17 protein-coding genes and 2 tRNA genes are annotated in these 15,876 nt (G+C 69.8%); 14 read left to right on the top strand and 5 right to left on the bottom strand.

The annotated features are described in order from the left end of the window. Nucleotides 1-10: 10 nt before the first annotated feature. The 7 genes from dnaG to AB0G04_RS24920 all read left to right on the top strand — a co-directional run bounded on the left by dnaG (nucleotide 11) and on the right by AB0G04_RS24920 (nucleotide 7,604). Entirely contained in the window at nucleotides 11-1,876 is a 1,866-nt protein-coding gene (gene dnaG / locus AB0G04_RS24950) for a DNA primase (RefSeq protein ID WP_360987258.1), read from the top strand. Then, on the top strand, nucleotides 1,873-2,403 hold the full coding sequence (locus tag AB0G04_RS24945; RefSeq protein WP_360987182.1) for a hypothetical protein: 531 nt from the start codon (nucleotides 1,873-1,875) through the stop codon (nucleotides 2,401-2,403). The genes dnaG and AB0G04_RS24945 overlap by 4 nt, the downstream gene beginning before the upstream one ends. 34 nt (nucleotides 2,404-2,437) lie before the next feature. Continuing rightward, nucleotides 2,438-3,361, top strand: a complete 924-nt coding sequence (locus AB0G04_RS24940) for an ABC transporter ATP-binding protein (RefSeq protein WP_360987180.1) — start codon at nucleotides 2,438-2,440, stop codon at nucleotides 3,359-3,361. Further along, entirely contained in the window at nucleotides 3,361-4,119 is a 759-nt protein-coding gene (locus AB0G04_RS24935; protein ID WP_360987178.1) for an ABC transporter permease, read from the top strand. Before AB0G04_RS24940 ends, AB0G04_RS24935 begins: the two co-directional genes overlap by 1 nt. Nucleotide 4,120: 1 nt before the next feature. After that, the gene (locus AB0G04_RS24930) at nucleotides 4,121-4,933 is read left to right on the top strand and encodes an ABC transporter permease (RefSeq protein ID WP_360987176.1); all 813 of its coding nucleotides are present in this window, start codon (nucleotides 4,121-4,123) and stop codon (nucleotides 4,931-4,933) included. Nucleotides 4,934-5,091: 158 nt separating this feature from the next. Continuing rightward, entirely contained in the window at nucleotides 5,092-6,216 is a 1,125-nt protein-coding gene (locus tag AB0G04_RS24925) for a YihY/virulence factor BrkB family protein (RefSeq protein ID WP_360987174.1), read from the top strand. A gap of 494 nt (nucleotides 6,217-6,710) precedes the next feature. Beyond that, complete coding sequence (locus AB0G04_RS24920; protein WP_360987172.1) at nucleotides 6,711-7,604, top strand: hypothetical protein; 894 nt, start codon at nucleotides 6,711-6,713, stop codon at nucleotides 7,602-7,604. A gap of 136 nt (nucleotides 7,605-7,740) precedes the next feature. Here the strand turns inward: AB0G04_RS24920 and AB0G04_RS24915 are convergent, their stop codons facing one another. Further along, on the bottom strand, nucleotides 7,741-8,061 hold the full coding sequence (locus AB0G04_RS24915) for a hypothetical protein (protein ID WP_360987170.1): 321 nt from the start codon (nucleotides 8,059-8,061) through the stop codon (nucleotides 7,741-7,743). Between the two features lie 203 nt (nucleotides 8,062-8,264). Between AB0G04_RS24915 and AB0G04_RS24910 the strand changes: the two genes are divergently transcribed. The 4 genes from AB0G04_RS24910 (at nucleotide 8,265) to AB0G04_RS24895 (ending at nucleotide 10,438) form a co-directional block, all read left to right on the top strand. Further along, nucleotides 8,265-8,337: transfer RNA gene (locus AB0G04_RS24910), tRNA-Asn, on the top strand. 519 nt (nucleotides 8,338-8,856) lie between these two features. After that, nucleotides 8,857-10,122, top strand: a complete 1,266-nt coding sequence (locus AB0G04_RS24905; RefSeq protein ID WP_360987168.1) for an NAD(P)/FAD-dependent oxidoreductase — start codon at nucleotides 8,857-8,859, stop codon at nucleotides 10,120-10,122. Between the two features lie 21 nt (nucleotides 10,123-10,143). Further along, on the top strand, nucleotides 10,144-10,314 hold the full coding sequence (locus AB0G04_RS24900) for a hypothetical protein (RefSeq protein ID WP_360987166.1): 171 nt from the start codon (nucleotides 10,144-10,146) through the stop codon (nucleotides 10,312-10,314). Between the two features lie 50 nt (nucleotides 10,315-10,364). Next, nucleotides 10,365-10,438, top strand: a tRNA-Ile gene (locus AB0G04_RS24895). Between the two features lie 406 nt (nucleotides 10,439-10,844). On the opposite strand, the gene AB0G04_RS24890 is transcribed toward AB0G04_RS24895, so the two are convergent. Next, the gene (locus AB0G04_RS24890) at nucleotides 10,845-11,222 is read right to left on the bottom strand and encodes a DUF732 domain-containing protein (protein ID WP_360987164.1); all 378 of its coding nucleotides are present in this window, start codon (nucleotides 11,220-11,222) and stop codon (nucleotides 10,845-10,847) included. 105 nt (nucleotides 11,223-11,327) lie between these two features. On the opposite strand from AB0G04_RS24890, the gene AB0G04_RS24885 reads away from it, so the two are divergent. After that, a complete protein-coding gene (locus AB0G04_RS24885) occupies nucleotides 11,328-12,134 on the top strand; it encodes a hypothetical protein (protein ID WP_360987162.1) in 807 nt (268 codons plus the stop codon). Between the two features lie 38 nt (nucleotides 12,135-12,172). Here the strand turns inward: AB0G04_RS24885 and AB0G04_RS24880 are convergent, their stop codons facing one another. Further along, complete coding sequence (locus tag AB0G04_RS24880) at nucleotides 12,173-12,937, bottom strand: PaaX family transcriptional regulator (protein WP_360987160.1); 765 nt, start codon at nucleotides 12,935-12,937, stop codon at nucleotides 12,173-12,175. Beyond that, on the bottom strand, nucleotides 12,934-13,512 hold the full coding sequence (locus tag AB0G04_RS24875; RefSeq protein WP_360987158.1) for a GNAT family N-acetyltransferase: 579 nt from the start codon (nucleotides 13,510-13,512) through the stop codon (nucleotides 12,934-12,936). The genes AB0G04_RS24880 and AB0G04_RS24875 overlap by 4 nt, the downstream gene beginning before the upstream one ends. Before the next feature lie 67 nt (nucleotides 13,513-13,579). Between AB0G04_RS24875 and AB0G04_RS24870 the strand changes: the two genes are divergently transcribed. Then, the gene (locus tag AB0G04_RS24870) at nucleotides 13,580-14,527 is read left to right on the top strand and encodes an alpha/beta hydrolase (protein WP_360987156.1); all 948 of its coding nucleotides are present in this window, start codon (nucleotides 13,580-13,582) and stop codon (nucleotides 14,525-14,527) included. A gap of 61 nt (nucleotides 14,528-14,588) precedes the next feature. Next, on the top strand, nucleotides 14,589-15,056 hold the full coding sequence (locus AB0G04_RS24865) for a hypothetical protein (protein WP_360987154.1): 468 nt from the start codon (nucleotides 14,589-14,591) through the stop codon (nucleotides 15,054-15,056). Here AB0G04_RS24865 and AB0G04_RS24860 read toward each other — a convergent pair. Then, the gene (locus AB0G04_RS24860; RefSeq protein ID WP_360987152.1) at nucleotides 14,974-15,795 is read right to left on the bottom strand and encodes an MIP/aquaporin family protein; all 822 of its coding nucleotides are present in this window, start codon (nucleotides 15,793-15,795) and stop codon (nucleotides 14,974-14,976) included. The two genes, AB0G04_RS24865 and AB0G04_RS24860, sit on opposite strands and share 83 nt — an antisense overlap. Nucleotides 15,796-15,876: the final 81 nt, after the last annotated feature.

Raw genomic sequence — 15,876 nt, 5'->3', positions numbered from 1 at the left:
GCTCACTCTCATGGGCTCGGACATACCCGAAGACTTCTTCCTGATCACCGCCCATCGGGACCGCTTCCGGGCGGCTCGCAAGAAATATGAGCGCCGGGGCTGGGTCGTCGAGGCGATCGAGGATCACGGCGAGGTCGAAGAGGTCTTCTGCCCGGTCGTCGACGGTACACACGCTTTCGTCCTTGAGGACAACATCCTCACCGGCAACTGTCACGGGTGCGGCCAGGGCGGCGACGCGATCAAGTTCCTGATGGACGCGGAGCACCTGTCGTTCATCGAGTCGGTGGAACGGCTCGCCGGCAAGGCCGGCCTGCAGCTGCGCTACGACACCGAGACCGGCGCACCGTCCACACCCCGGCCGCAGGCCGGGCAGAAGCAGCGGCTCATCGCGGCGCACGCGACCGCCGTCGATTTCTACCGCGACCAGCTCGGCTCGCCCGGTGCGCGCAAGGCGCGGGAGTTCCTCGCCGAGCGCGGGTTCGGCCGGGACGCCGCCGAAAAGTACGGCTGCGGGTTCGCCCCGGACAGCTGGGACGCCCTGGCCAAGCACCTGCGTCTCAAGGGCTTCACCGCCGAGGAACTGACCATGGCCGGGCTCTGCAAGCCGGCGCGCTCCGGGTCGCTGATCGACCGGTTCCGGCGCCGGCTGCTCTGGCCGATCCGTGACCTGGGCGGCGACGTGATCGGGTTCGGCGCGCGGAAGCTGTTCGACGACGACGACGGCCCGAAATACCTGAACACGCCGGAGACGCCGATCTACAAGAAGTCGCACGTGCTCTACGGCATCGACCACGCGAAACGGGAGATCGCCAAGCGCGGCCGGGCGGTGATCGTCGAGGGCTACACCGACGTCATGGCCTGTCACGAGGCGGGCGAACCGACCGCGGTCGCGACCTGCGGCACGGCGTTCGGCGTGGATCACATCCAGGTGCTCCGCCGGCTGCTGATGGACAGCGACAGCTTCACCGGCGAGATCATCTACACCTTCGACGGGGACGCGGCCGGGCAGAAGGCGGCGCTGCGGGCCTTCGAGGAGGACCAGCGCTTCGTCGGGCGTACCTTCATCGCCGTGTCGCCGGACAACATGGATCCCTGTGAGCTGCGGCTGGCCCGCGGCGATCTGGCGGTCCGGGACATGATCGCGGCCCGGGAGCCGCTCGTCGACTTCGCGCTGCGGCAGACCATCTCCCGCTTCGACCTGGACACGGTCGAGGGCCGGGTCGAGGCGATGCGACGTGCCGCCCCGCTGGTCGCCAAGATCAAGGACCGGGAGAAGCGCCCGGAGTACGCCCGGAAGCTCGCCGGAGACCTCGGCATGGACCTGGACCCCGTGCAGCGGGCGGTCAACAACGCGCTGCGCGGGGAGACCCAGCAGGCGGCTCCCCGGTCGCGGACGGCTCCCGACTCGCCGCAGCGGCTGGTCGAGCGGGAGGCGCTGAAACTGGCCCTGCAGGAGCCGGTGCTGGCCGGGCCGATGTTCGACGCGGTCGGTGCGGAGAACTACGGCGATCCGGTGCTCCAGTCGGTCCGGGACTCGATCGCTCAGGCGGGCGGGGTCTCCTCGTCGACCGGTGGCGTGGTGTGGATCGAGAAGGTCCGCGACTGCTGCCCCGACATGGGCGGCCAGATGCTGGTCAGCGAGCTCGCGGTGGAGCCGCTCTACGTCGACGGCCAGGTCGATCCGCGGTACGTGCAGGTCACGCTGGCCCGGTTGCAGGGCGGGGCGCTGGCCACCCGGATCCGCGATCTCAAGTCCAAGGTGCAGCGGCTCAACCCGGTGGCGAACAAGGATGAGTACCTCGCTCTCGCCGGTGAACTCTTCTCACTCGAACAGCAGGCGCGGGCCCTGCGCGAGCAGGCGGCAGGTGAACTGTGAAGCTTTTCCGTCGACGTCCCTCCCTCCCGGCCGGGCTCCGGCCGCCACTGGGCCCGGAGGAACGGGTGGTGGCCTGGTGCACGGTCGCGGAGTCGCCGGAGGACGTGGTGGTCGCCACCAACCACGGGCTCTGGCTGCCGTCGGCGGTCGAACGGCTGGGCTGGCACGAGATCCACAAGGCGGCCTGGTCGGGGCGTGAGCTGCGGATCACGCCGGCCGAGGTGGCCGAGGAACGCGACGGGTACACGGTGCTGGTGGACGGGCCGGTGATGTCGTTCCTGCTGCTGGAGCCGGGGGAGCTGCCCGACCAGGTGCGGGCGAGGGTGACCCGGTCGGTGGCGTACACGACGCACCACCCGCTCCCGGAGGGCGCGGTTCGGGTCGTCGGCCGGCGGGTGAGCGGCCGTAACGGCCTGAGCTGGGCGGTGCGGTACGACTCGGGGACGCCGGTGGAGCAGCCGGAGGTGACCGAGGCGACCGACGATCTGGTCGGGGTGGCCCGGTCGGCGACCGAGGCCGTGGACTGAAATCTGTCGTACCCCGGCCGTAGGGTCTGGAGTCGTGAACTCCCTCATCCACGCGCGCGGGCTGGTCAAGCGGTTCGGTGACTTCACCGCGGTCGACGGCATCGACATCGACGTGCGGGCCGGCGAGGCGTTCGGCTTCCTCGGGCCGAACGGGGCGGGCAAGAGCTCGACCATGCGCATGATCGGCTGTGTGTCCCCACCGAGCGACGGCGTGCTGCGGATCCTGGGGATGGATCCGCGACGTGACGGTCCCCGGATCCGGGCCCGGCTCGGGGTCTGCCCGCAGCTCGACAACCTCGATCCCGAGCTGACCGTGCTGGAGAATCTCACCACCTACGCCCGCTTCTTCGGCATCTCGCGCGGGGTGGCCCGCGCCCGTGCCGCCGAGCTGCTGGAGTTCGTGCAACTGGGGGAGCGGGCCGGCAGCAAGGTGGAGCCGCTGTCCGGCGGCATGAAACGACGGCTCACGATCGCCCGGGCGCTGGTCAACGAGCCCGACCTGGTGCTGCTGGACGAGCCGACCACCGGGTTGGACCCGCAGGCGCGCCATCTGGTGTGGGAGCGGTTGTTCCGGCTCAAGCAGCAGGGTGTGACGCTGGTGCTGACCACCCACTACATGGACGAGGCCGAGCAGCTGTGCGACCGGCTCGTGGTGATGGACGGCGGCCGCATCGTGGCCGAGGGCTCGCCGCGGGAGCTGATCGAGGCGCACTCCACCCGTGAGGTGGTGGAGCTGCGGTTCGCCACCGAGGACCAGGGGCTCTACGCCGGGAAACTGGCGGGCATCGGCGAGCGCACCGAGGTCCTGCCGGACCGGGTGCTGCTCTACGTCACCGACGGCGACGACGCTCTGGCCGAGGTGCACCGGCGGTCGCTGAGCCCGGCCAGTTCGCTGGCACGTCGCAGCAGCCTGGAGGACGTCTTCCTCCGCCTCACCGGCCGCACCCTGGTGGACTGATGACGCCGTCGGCCTACGTCCTGGAATACCACCTGATCAACTATCGGCGGACCTGGCGGGCGAGCGTGTTCTCGTCGCTGGTGCTGCCGCTGCTGACGATGCTGGGGTTCGGTCTCGGGGTCGGCGGGTTCGTGACCGGCGGCGTCGAGGGCGTCTCCTACCTGCAGTGGATGGTGCCGGGCCTGATCGCCAGCACCGCTCTGCAGACGGCGGTCGGTGAGTCGACCTGGCCGGTGATGAGCTGCTTCACCTGGGTGAAGATCTACTTCGCGCAGGCCGCGGCGCCGCTGCGGACCACCGACATCCTCGGTGGACATCTGGCGTTCATGCTGTTCCGGGTGATGATCACCACGACCGCGTTCCTGCTGGTGGCGTTCTGCTTCGGCGCGCTGCGGTCCGCGTGGGCGGTGGCCGTGCTGCCGATCGCGCTGCTGGTCGGTGCGGCGGTCGCGGCACCGGTGGCCGCCTACACGGCCTCGGTGACCAGCGACAGCTACCTGGCGATCCTGCTGCGGTTCGCGGTGCTGCCGATGTCGCTGTTCTCCGGGGTGTTCTTCCCGATCGAGTCGTTGCCGGAGGTGCTGCGATGGGTGGCGTGGGCGCTGCCGCTGTGGCACGGCGTCGATCTGAGCCGGGCCGCGACGCTGGGGCTCGATCCGGGCCCGGACGCTGTCTGGCAGGTGCTCTACCTGCTGCTCTGGTGTGTGGCCGGGTGGTTCCTGGCGTCCTGGCGCTATCGGCGACGGCTGGTGATCTGACGTGCTGACCCTGATGCTTCCGCGGCGGCTGATGGCCGTCAAGGCGATGGGTGTCCGCTCGGCCGCCGTGGCCGAGCGCAACGTGGCCGCCCTCAAGACCGCCTACGGCCTGGTCATGCTCGGAGGTCTCCTGGAGCCGGTCCTCTACCTGTTCTCGATCGGGGTGGGCGTCGGTGCCCTGGTCGGTGCGATCCCGCTGCCGGACGGCCGGGTCGTGGACTACGCCCAGTTCGTGGCCCCGGCCATGCTCGCGTCGTCGGCGATGAGCGGGGCGCTGTCCGAGACGACCTTCAACTTCTTCGGAAAGATGAAGTTCATGCGGCTGTACGAGGGGATGCTCGCCACCCCGGTGCGCCCGATCGAGATCGCTCTCGGTGAACTGTCGTGGGCGATGGCCCGGGGCAGCATCTACTCGGCCGCCTTCCTGGTGATCATGGTCGCGATGGACCTCACCACCCCGGTCCGGGCGCTCGTGGCCTTCCCGGCGAGCATGCTGGTGGGCTTCGCGTTCGGTGCGCTCGGCATGACGATCTCCACGCTGATGCGCGGCTGGCAGGACTTCGACATGATCGGCGCGGGGATGTTCGTGCTGTTCCTGTTCTCCGGCACGTTCGTCCCGGCGACCGCCTATCCGGACGTGTTGCGCTGGCTGGTCGAGGTCACCCCGCTGTACCGCGCGGTCGACCTGATCCGGGGCGTGAGCCTGGGCACGGCCGGCCTCGTCCAGGTGCTGGACGTGCTTTATCTCCTCGCCATGCTGGCCGCGGGTCTGGTCATCGCGGGCCGCCGGATGGAACGGCTGCTCTGCAAGTGAGTGGGGTGTTCTGTCCCGATCGGGTCATCACGAACCGATCGGGTTAAGGACACCCGCCGGTGGGCAACAAAGTCGCAGGTCGTCCGCGTCCGTCGTGGCGGGGACACGGCGAGCGGAGCGGCCGAGAGCCGTCGCTCATGCCCGGAGGGAACCCCGCCATGAAACTTCATCACAAGGCTGATGAGCAGCCGTCACGGGCCGCCGGCACGGAGGACCGTGAGACCAGCGACGCCCGTCGCAAGGGTGGTACCGACTACGACGTCGAGGCCGCCGCCACCGCCCGGACCGGTGAGGACCGGGAACAGAACCTGGACGCACCTTCGCCGGACGCCGGTCCGGACAGCCCGGCCCAGCTGAAGGGCAAAGGCCTCTTCGCCGCGATCAAGCGCACGTTCAAGCAGTTCTCCGAGGACAACATCTCGGACTGGGCGGCGGCGCTCACCTACTACGGTGTCCTGTCGATCTTCCCGGCCGCGGTGGTGCTGGTGTCGCTGCTGGGCCTGCTCGGCAACGACGGCAAGACCACCGTCACCCAGGCGGTCAACGACCTGACGCCGAACGCGCAGCTGCGGAGCCTCGTCGACACGGTGCTCACCCAGGTGGGTAACTCCGGTGCGGCCGGCCTGGCCGCGATCATCGGTCTGGTCGTCGCGTTCTGGTCGGCGTCCGGCTACGTGGCCGCCTTCATGCGCGCCTCGAACGCCGTCTACGACGTCCCCGAGGGCCGTCCGGTGTGGAAGACGCTGCCGATCCGGGTCGGTGTCACGGCCGTCATCGGCATGATGCTGATCCTCTCGGCCGCCATCGTCATCTTCACCGGTGAGCTGTCCCAGGTCGTCGGTGAGCGTCTCGGCTTCGGTGGCGCGGCCGTGACGGCGTGGAACATCGCCAAGTGGCCGGTCCTGGTGGTGCTGGTGAGCCTGATGTTCGCGCTGCTCTACTGGGCGTCCCCGAACGCCAAGACCGGTGGCTTCCGGTGGGTCACCCCCGGCGGTATCTTCGCGGTCCTCCTCTGGGTCGTGGCCTCCGGCGGTTTCGCCTTCTACCTGGCGAACTTCGCCAGCTACGACAAGACGTACGGCACGCTGGCCGGTGTCATCGCGTTCCTGGTCTGGCTGTGGATCTCGAACATGGCGATCCTGCTCGGTGCGGAGCTCGACGCGGAACTGGAGCGGGGCCGGGCCATCGCGGCCGGCCACCCGGCCGACGACGAGCCGTTCCTGGAGCTGCGGGACACCCGCAAGCTCAAGAAGGGCAGCGAGCACGGTCTGAGCCAGAACTGACCACGGTTCTCGAACGGGCCTCTCCGCGTGCGGAGGGGCCCGTTTTCACGGTGCGGATGCACGGGCTGTCGTCCCGTGCATCCGCACGGTGGTGCTTCGGCACGTGCAGGACGCACGCGCAGCCGAACATTGCATGTCCGTTTGAGCATTATGTGAACATCCGGACCGTCGGACTTCGCCTCTGCGGCGGCGTCCGCCGAACGCTACTCGCTGGTCACCCATGGCAGGCTCATCGTCGTGCTTCAATGAATTCGGCTGCTTTGGATCATGTTCGTGCTGGTCTTCTCGTCGCACGGGGCGTGCGCCGGTGATCCGGTATGCGGCACAGGCTCGTATCCGAGGGCAGACATTCCACGGATGGAGGCGTCGATGGCACCCCGGCAGCGTGAGATCGGACGATCGGGAACCCGCTCCGGCATGGTCCATACTGGAAACCGAAGCGCGTGCGAATGCACGTGCACCTGCACGGGTGAGCTCGTCCGGGGAGGAAATTGATGCGGCTGCGACATCCCTCCGGCCGAATCGTGCACCTCAGCTGTGGCATCAGCCTAGACCACGCCGAGGACGTGCCCTCCGCCGTCGAAGGCCTCGACGCCACCAACACGGCGCTGCGCGCGCAGCTCGGTACCGGCACCCTCGCCGTGGCACTGCGACTGTCGTACCGGCTGGCCAGCACCCTCGCCGACGGCTCCCGCGCGCGCACCCGGCTGCGCACCGAACTCGACGCCCGCGGCCTCGAGGTGGTCACCCTCAGCGGCGCCCCCTGCCCCGACGGAGGCGACCCCGCCGACTGGAGCGACCCGGCCCGCGTCCGTCACACCCTCGACCTCGCCCGCATCCTCGTCGACCTGCTTCCCTTCGAGGAGGTGCGCGGCGCGATAGCGACCTGCGGGCTGGGCCGTGCCGATGCCTGGGACGACGAACACCGAAAAGCCGGCGCCCGTCACCTGTCCCGGCTCTCCGGCGGTCTCGCCGACCTGGCGTGGCGGGTCGGGCGCGCCGTCCGCGCCGGATTCCAGCCCGCCCCCGGCAGGGTTCTCGACAGCCCCGAACAGACCGTCGCCGCACTCACCCGCATCGACAAGGACCGGCTCGGCGTCTGCCTCGACCTGACCACGGTGCTCCGCGACTGGCCCGGTCCGGAAGCCGGCATCGACCGGATCACCGACGCTGGACTCTCCGTCACCACGGCCCGCATCACCGACCCGGCCATCGCATGGCAGCCCGTCCTGCGGCACCTGCTCGCGGCCGACACCGCGCGCACGGAGTACGTGGACGTCGATGTGCCCGGGACCGACGAGCAGCGGGGGACCGCGGTCGCGTACGTGCTGGGCGAACTGACCGCCCTCGGCCTCGTACCGGAACAGCAGCCCTGCACCGCGCCCTGACGCTCTGTAAAAAACTCGGCTGGCTCTCTCCGCTGTCTCAGATCATCTGAGACAGCGGAGAGAGCCAGCCGAGTTTTTGCTCCTGACGCACACCGGCGCCGCCCCCACCCGGGAGCGGCGCCGCGGCGAACCGGCGTCAGTAGGTGGTGCCGGTGGTGGTGCTCTTCGAGCTGGTGAACGAGTCGCTCGGCGCGAGCAGCTCATCCGTGGTGTCCGTGCTGCTGGTACCGGTCGTGTTCAGCTTCTCACCGAGCTTGGACGACTGGATCTTGTCCTTACCCTCGGTGTAGAGCTTGTTGGCCTGCGCCTGAGCCACGCCGGCTGCCTCTTGGACCGTCGGGTGCTGCCAGACCTTCTGAGCGTTCGCCCGGATCTCTTCGTACTTCTCCCGGCCGGCACGGCTGCCCATGACGAAGCCCGCCGCGAGACCGGTGAGGAACATCAGCTTTCCGCGCATGGTGGCGGCTCCTTCCGTAGTTCGACGCGCGTGCGTCGTGAGGTGCATACCCATCCTGCCGGGGCGATACTCCCCGCACCGGGGTTTCACCCGGTTGACCGGCCACCGCGCGAAACCGGGGTATCCCGTTCGCGGGGCCTCCCGGTGGTCATGTAGTCTGTTGTCCGTCGCAAGGGAGACCGAGCGACAAAGCGGTGAGACTATCCCCGATAGCTCAATTGGCAGAGCAGCCGGCTGTTAACCGGCAGGTTATTGGTTCGAGTCCAATTCGGGGAGCAGACCTTCAACCCCAGGCCCCTGGCCTGGGGTTTCCTGTTTTCCGCGCTCTGTGCCCGCTGGGTGGGCGGCGCCTCCACACCGGGGCCGCCCTGTTTCCGGCGGCTGTTCGTGGCCTTCGTCACCCCAGGCCACTGCGGTCCCGGACGCCGGCAGGCGAGCATGCGGGCCGCGGCCCGTCGCCGTTCGCCCTTTGCGCTGTACGAGTGAGCCGGCGCTGCCGTCCGAGCAGCTGCTCGGACGGCGCGTGCGAGCGCACACGCCGAGCAACCAGACCCGCTCGAGCAGCCGTGATCCCGCAGCTGTGCGGCACCGTTGTCTTGGCGGGCTTGAGGCAGCGGCCTTGCACAGCTGGGTTTTGGGGCGAGCGGGCGGGGTCTTCGTGGATGGGGTGGGCGGAGAGCGTACCGCCGCAGGGTCTTGATCTTCGGGCTCTCGGTGGCCTGGCTCTTTCGCCTCCAGCGCGGCAGTTGCCCGGTTACGCTGAGCATCGCGTTGATTGCAGCCTGTGAGGTGTACATGTCGCAGCCGGTAGAGGTGGACGTCGTCATCATCGGCGGCGGGCTCGCCGGGCTGTCCGCCGCCCGCCGGCTCGACCGCGCCGGCGTCGAATGGCTCCTCGTGGAGGGCTCCGACCGGGTCGGCGGGCGGGTCGCCACCGACGTGATCGACGGATGGCGGATGGACCGCGGATTCCAGACGATCAACACCGCCTACCCGCGTCTGCCCGCCCTCGTCGACATCGACGCGCTCGACATGCGGTACTTCACCTCGGGCGTGCTGGTACGCCGCTGCGGAGAGCTGCACCGGCTGGAGAACCCGGTCCGCGAACCGCTCGCCACCCCGCACACCCTGATCTCCGGCGTCGGCACCCTCGCCGACCGCCTCAAATTCGCCGCACTCGCCACCCGCTGCGCCACCCTGCCGGTCCACCGTCTCCTCGACGCGCCGGAAACCACCACCCAGGAGATGCTGCGGGGCGCCGGCCTGTCCCACCGGATCATCGAAGAGGTGCTGCGGCCGTTCTTCTCCGGGGTCTTCGCCGACCGCTCCCTCGAGACGTCGAGCCATGTCGCCGCCATGGTCCTGCGCTCCTTCACCCGTGGCCGGATCGGGGTACCGGCCGCCGGCATGGCCGCCCTGCCGGCCGCGATCGCCGGCCCGTTGCCGTTCCCGCAACTGCTCATCGGAGCCCGCGCACTCGCCCTCGGCCCCGGCATGGTCGTCACCGAGGGCGGCGAGATCCGCTGCCGGGCCGTGATCGTCGCCACCGACCCGATCGCCGCGGCCACCCTGCTGCCCGGCCGCCTGCCCCGGCCGGACGTGCACGGGCTCACCACCTTCTACTTCGGCGCCGACCGAGCCCCCAATGCGGAGCCGATCCTGCTGCTCGACGGCGACCGGCGCGAGATCATCGCCAACACCGTGGTGATGAGCAACGCGGCGCCCGAGTACGCGCCGAGCGGCCGCAGCCTCATCGCAGCCACCGTCGTCGGGGTCTCGGCACCCTCCGGCGCCTCCGAGACCGTCATCCGGGTCGAATTGTCCAGGATGTACGGAGTGCCGACCGACGACTGGGAACTGCTCAACGTGGTCACCGTGCCCCAGGCCCTCCCCGCGGCCCGGCCGCCCCAGGCCAGGCTGCGCAGCCCCGTCAACCTGGGCGACGGCCTGTTCGTGGCCGGCGACCACCGGGACAGCCCGTCGATACAGGGTGCGATGGCCAGCGGCTGGCGCACCGCAGGATCAGTCCTGGCGTCACTCGGCGCCCGGATCGGGGTTTAATGCCCGTTTCAGGGGGTTTCAATGAGCGACATCAACCCAGAGAACTACGCTGAATTCACCACCCAGGACGGCCCGGATTGTCCCAGTTGCTGTGACGACGAGACGCCCCGGGTGGAGGATCTCCAGCCACCGGACATGGTGGAAGATCCCCGGCTGCAGATCATCCTTCTGCCGAAATCCCTGGTGCGGTGATAGATCGCTAGGCTTGGGAGCAGGGCACGGGATAGGATCGCCGCCGGTACGGGGCGGTAGCTCAGTGGGTTAGAGCAGTCGACTCATAATCGATCGGTCACGGGTTCGAGTCCCGTCCGCCCCACTCTTGCCAGCCAAAACTGGTAGGCCGGGCAGCCGCAACTGCCCGGTACGGCAGCGAAGTGCGGCAGCGGCCGTCAGGTGAACGACTCGCCAACTGCTTGAGCGCTGCCCGGATCTTCCTGGACGAGACCACCGAGTAGATCTCCATCGTCGCCGGGAACCGGGCGTGACGGAGGTTCTGGTGATGACCGCTCCATCAACGCGGGGAAGCATCTTCACATCCCGGCGTAACCAGCGGTCGTAGTCCTGCCAGGCGTTGGGTGTGAAGACGATGCGCAAGCTCATGCCGCTTCCTTGCCGGGTGCGTGAGCGCTGGTGGGAGAGTCTGGCTTCAGGTCGATCGGATGCTCTTCAAGTAGGCCGGCATTGATCCAGCCGGGTGGGCGACCGGTGTATGGCCGGCCGGATCACTGCTGGCAGAGACTGTTCTTCGCCGCCTCGACGATTGCCTTCGCGGTCGGCTCGTCGACCTTGAAGTTGGCCGCGGCGTTCCCGGCCACCTGGGCATCCGTCTTGGCCTGCTGGATCTCCATACAGATGGTCATGCCGTAGCCGAGAGCGTCGTCACTCCCGGCGAGCTGCCCGTCCACCTCGGCCAGGGCTTCGCGAAACGCCTTCTCCGCGTCCACGGAGAATCGCAGACCAGGTTTCAGGAACTCCGCCCCTCGTGGCGCCGTGGGTGTCGATGCCGCCGTCGGCGGTGTCTGCGGCTCACTGCCGGCACAGCCGGCCAGCGCGCCGACAGCGACCGCCGCGCCGGCTACCCACATGTGACCTGATCGCATTGCCGCTCCCGTCCCGTGTGGAATGGTGCCGCGACCACGGTACGGCGTCCCGGCGCGACCGGGCCGGGCGACCGGTCCGAAGCGGTGACGGCCTACGGTGACCCGATGATCACGAAGGCGTACGACATCGTCGTCGGTGACGGGGCAGCACCGGCGCCCGGACGGCCGGCATCGCTCCCCGCTGGATGGGCAGGACCCCAGGGCCCCTCGATCAACCCACTGACCTGGCCCCGGTCGCCGCGTACCGGCCAGCCGATGCACCACCGATTCACTCTGTGGCTTCCGGCGGAGTACCGCCGCCGTGGCGGTGACCTGGTCGCCGTGTCGGTGTTCCAGTGGTGCGACGCCTACTACTGGCGCGGACCGGCGGACCCTGGCACGGCCACGGCGGCGCATCCGCATCTGCAGCTCGCCGACGATGGTGTCGACCAGGTCTTCGCACTGCTGTGGCTCACCGAGGCCGAGTATTCCGGACCACGGACGGCCCGCCCGGCTCCCGCCGCGCCGCCGGTGGACGGCGAGGACGACCCGGATGGTGTGCCGCCACGTCATGCGCCTCTCGGTGCGGTGTGGCTCGCCGAACGGGACGACCCCCACGCCGGTGTGGACCCGGCGGACTTCGACGAGGACGAGGACGACGACGAGGACGACGACGCTGACGAGCGGTACGAAGTGTTCGGTATGGAGCACCTCGGCGGCACCGTCATGAGTCCGAACGGTCCGCGGGAAGGTCTGTCACCCTGGTACCTCGAGGTCAACCGGCTCGGCGGTGTGAATCACGGCGGGGACCGGGACATCGCCTTCGATCTGGCGTCGGCGCAGATGCTGGGCGGGATGTCGAGTCACATCCGATATGCGGCACCGTACGTCGACGGCGCGGGCCGGGAGTGTGGATCGGCACCCGCCGGCTGACGGAGGTGCCGGCCGTAGTCGGGGGGTCTCGTGCCCGGTCAGGTCAGCCAACCGCGGTAGAGGCGGTCCTCGGAACGGGCGCTCCACGCGGTCAGCCAGGCGCCGCGGGTGCGGGCCGGCGCCCAGGGGCCGGGGCGAAGTTCGGGCGGGAGCAGCGGATCGTCGCGTAGCGCCTGCTCGAGTGCCTCGGCCAGGCGGAGCTGCTGGACGAGCGGATCCGGATCCGCGGTGGCGAGCACCGACTCGGCCACCGCGTAGGCGTCGATGATCGGCCGGGCCGGCCACAGCTGTTCGGCGAGTGTGTGCGGGTCGGTGACGCCGCGGACGTTCAGCTCGGTCGCGGTGGCGGTGATCAGGTGGGCTGGGGTGTCGAGCATGCCGGTCAGGTCGTGCGGGCTGACGTAGAGACCGGGTGCGATCGGCGCGGCACCCGCTCCGACGAGCTGGCGGCGCAGGGAGTCGCGTACCGCACGCTCGTCCTCCTGAACGCTGAAGGCAAGAAGCCGCCAGGCGCCGTCCCAGGGTGCTCGGCCGGCGTCCTGGGCGAACGCGAGCCGCAGGGCGAGCCGGTCGCGTCGCAGCCGGTCGCGGCCGACGGGGGTGAGGGCGAGCCGGCCGCCGCGGCCACGTCCGGACTGGACCACCTCACCGGCTGTGATCATCCGGCGGATCGCCAGGCGCAGCGGCTGATCTTCGAGGCCGGCGGCGTTGGCGGTGTCGTAGACAAGGCCCAGGTCGACATCGCCGTCGAACGGCAGAAAGGCCTCGATGACCGTACGCGGGGAGGGCGCGGTGTCCGTCATCGTCCGATCCTCTTCCGCATCGTCCGGTAGCGCTGGAAGCCGTAGAGATTACCGAGCGCACCCAACGATCCCTCGTCGACGACCCGGAAGCCCCGCCGCCGGTAGAGGGCTTCGGCACGCGGATTGGTGTCGACGACCGTCAGCTGCACCTCTGCGTCGCCGCGGGCGGCGGCGTGCGTCTCGGCGGCGGTCAGCAGCGCTGTGCCGATGCCTTTGCCGCGCAGGCCGGGGCTGACACAGATGCCGTCCAGGAGGAGAACGCCGCCGCGTTCCGTCCGGCTCAACGGGGCCAGGACCAGGGAAGCCCATATCGCTGTACGGGTACCGAAGCGTTCCCTCAGAGCGCGCCAGGAGAGTCCCGCCGCGCCGTGCCCGTTCTCGTGGAAGCCGCAGATGCCGGCGATCTCCCCGTCGATGCGAGCGACGAGGGTGCGGTCGCTGCGCAGGGTGTCGGTGACGAACGCCTGGCCGCTCGCCGCGTCGGGGAAGGCGGCTCGCAGCTTGCGGCCGAAGGCGGACCAGTAGAGCTCGCCCACTCGGGACCGTTCGGATGCGGAGAACCGGAGCTCGATCATGCCGTAATCTATCACGTACGATACGACCGTGAAGAAAAGGATAGTTAGACTGCTCGTGGTTGCCGTCATGGCGATTCTCGGGCTGGCGGTCGTGGCGGTCGTGGGCAACGACTACCGCATCTCCGAGGAGCGGCTGACCATCGACGTTGCCGGTGGCCGCCTCGACGCGGTGCTGGCCCGCCCACGTGACGGCACGGCGAGAGGCCTGGTCGTGATGGTTCATGGCGACGGGCCGGTCGAGGCCACGCACCACGGGCTCTACCGGCCGTGGTTCGAGGCCGCCGCCGACGCCGGCTTCGCCACCCTGTCCTGGAGCAAACGCGCCGGCTGGCTGACACAGACCATGGACGACCGGGCCCGCGAGGTCGGTGCGGCCATCGACTGGGCACGCGGGCTGGCCGGCCTCCCGACCGGCACCGTGGTGCTGTGGGGTGCCAGCCAGGCCGGCTGGGTGCTGCCGAAAGTCGTCGCCGCCCGCGACGACCTGGCCGGGATCGTCGCGGTCAGCCCGGCGATCAACTGGCTGCGGCAGGGGCGATACCACCTGCTCGCCGAGTTGCGCGACGCGAGCCCGGCGGACCGCGAGCGGGCCGTCGCCGTCAGCGATCAGACCCGGCGGTTGCTCGATGACGGTGCCGACTACGCGACCTATCGTGATGCGACCGCCGATCCGGAGCCCATGGACGCGGCACGCTGGGGCTTCGTGAGGCTGAACTACAGATCCGACGCGACCGCGGACCTGATCGCCGCACAGGATAAGCGCGTCCCGACTCTGCTCATGCTCGGGAACCATGACCTCAACGTGGATGTCGCCGAGACTGCCGGCACGTACCAGCGGATCCTCGGTCCTGATGTCCGGGTCGAACGCTTCGACGCCGCCCACTCGATGGCCCGGCCGGTGATGGAGCGGTCCGCGCCGGCCGGCCTGGCCACCGGAATCCTCTGGCCGAGAGCGTTGCTCGCGGACGGCGTCCTCGACCGGTACCGGTCCTACCTGGAGCAGCTGCCGAACTGACTCCCGGCCGACCGCTACCGGGACCACCATCTCGGCGGCTCGCCGCGCGTACCGTGGCGGGGTGATCCGTGCTCTGAACCTCGAGGACCTGGGGTCCTGGCTGCTCAAGGCCAACGGCATGACGTCAGACATCGCCGAGGTGGCCGCGCGCCGGGAACCGGTACGGCGATTCTGTGTGCGGCCCGGCTATCGCGCCCGTCTCATGGCGGCCGGGCAACCGGTGCTGCTCTGGGTCAGTGGTGATCGCCGCCGGGTGACGCCGGGCATCTGGGCGGCCGGCGAACTGACGGGTCCGGCTCTGGTGGCGGACGGCAAGCTTCGCGTACCGCTGGAGTTGCGCTGGCTGGACGACGACCGGCGCGTGCACCGGGACACCGTGCGGTCCGACGGGCGTCTCGCCGATCTCGAGGTGCTGCGACAGCCTCAGGCCGCCAACCCCTCCTTCGTCACCGCCGAGCAGATGGCCGCGCTCCGGGCGTACCTGCCGGACGGTTGCGGCTGGACACCAGCGCTGTCTCCGCGCGGCTGAGACAGCGCTGGTGTCCAGCCGGAGGGTTCGAAGTGGGAGACCCGGCCGGCACCCGGCTGTCTCGCGGGTACAGGAACCGGACCAGCCCGCACGCCAGCACCAGCGCCGCCGCCTGGGCCAGCAGGAAACCCGGAACGGAACCGGGCGCGATGCCGGCCTCGGTGCCGGTGAACATCCGGGCGACGGTCACCGCCGGGTTGGCGAAACAGGTGGATGACGTGAACCAGCAGGCCGCGCCGATGTAGGCGCCCACCGCGCCGGGGCCGGACGCGCCGCGGCCGGTACGTACCAGCGCGGCGATGAGGACCAGCAGGCCGGTCGTCGCGACCACTTCGCTCAGCAGGAGGTGACCACCGGACCGGGTGGTGTCCGCGACGGTCATCGCGGGCCGGTCGAACATCGCGTTGCCCAGCATGGTGCCGGCGAGCGCTCCGGTCATCTGTGCGCCGACGTAACCCGCCAGCTGCCTCGTGGTGAGCCCGGTGCCGGTCCGGCGACCCAGAATCCAGTCGGCCGCGGAGACGACCGGGTTGAAATGCGCCTGGGAGACCGGTCCGAAGGTGTAGATCACGGCGATCAGGGCCAGGGCGACCGCGCTGGAGTTCTGCAGCAGCCGGATCCCGGCGTCGCCCGGCGACAGGCCGGCCGCCATGGCGCTCGTGCCGACGACGGCCACGAGCAGGAGCGCCGTGCCGAGGAACTCGGCGAGAAGCCGCTGAGGTAGTGACGGGTGGTCCATGAGCGCTCCAGTCACCATGCCGGGTCGCGGCGAGCCGGCGTTGTCGTTGCTCCCCTGCAGCCTAGGAAATCCGGCGGTCAC

This window comes from Actinoplanes sp. NPDC023801 (genome assembly GCF_040639655.1).
GTDB lineage: Bacteria > Actinomycetota > Actinomycetes > Mycobacteriales > Micromonosporaceae > Actinoplanes.
This window is presented reverse-complemented; position numbering and strand designations above follow the sequence as displayed.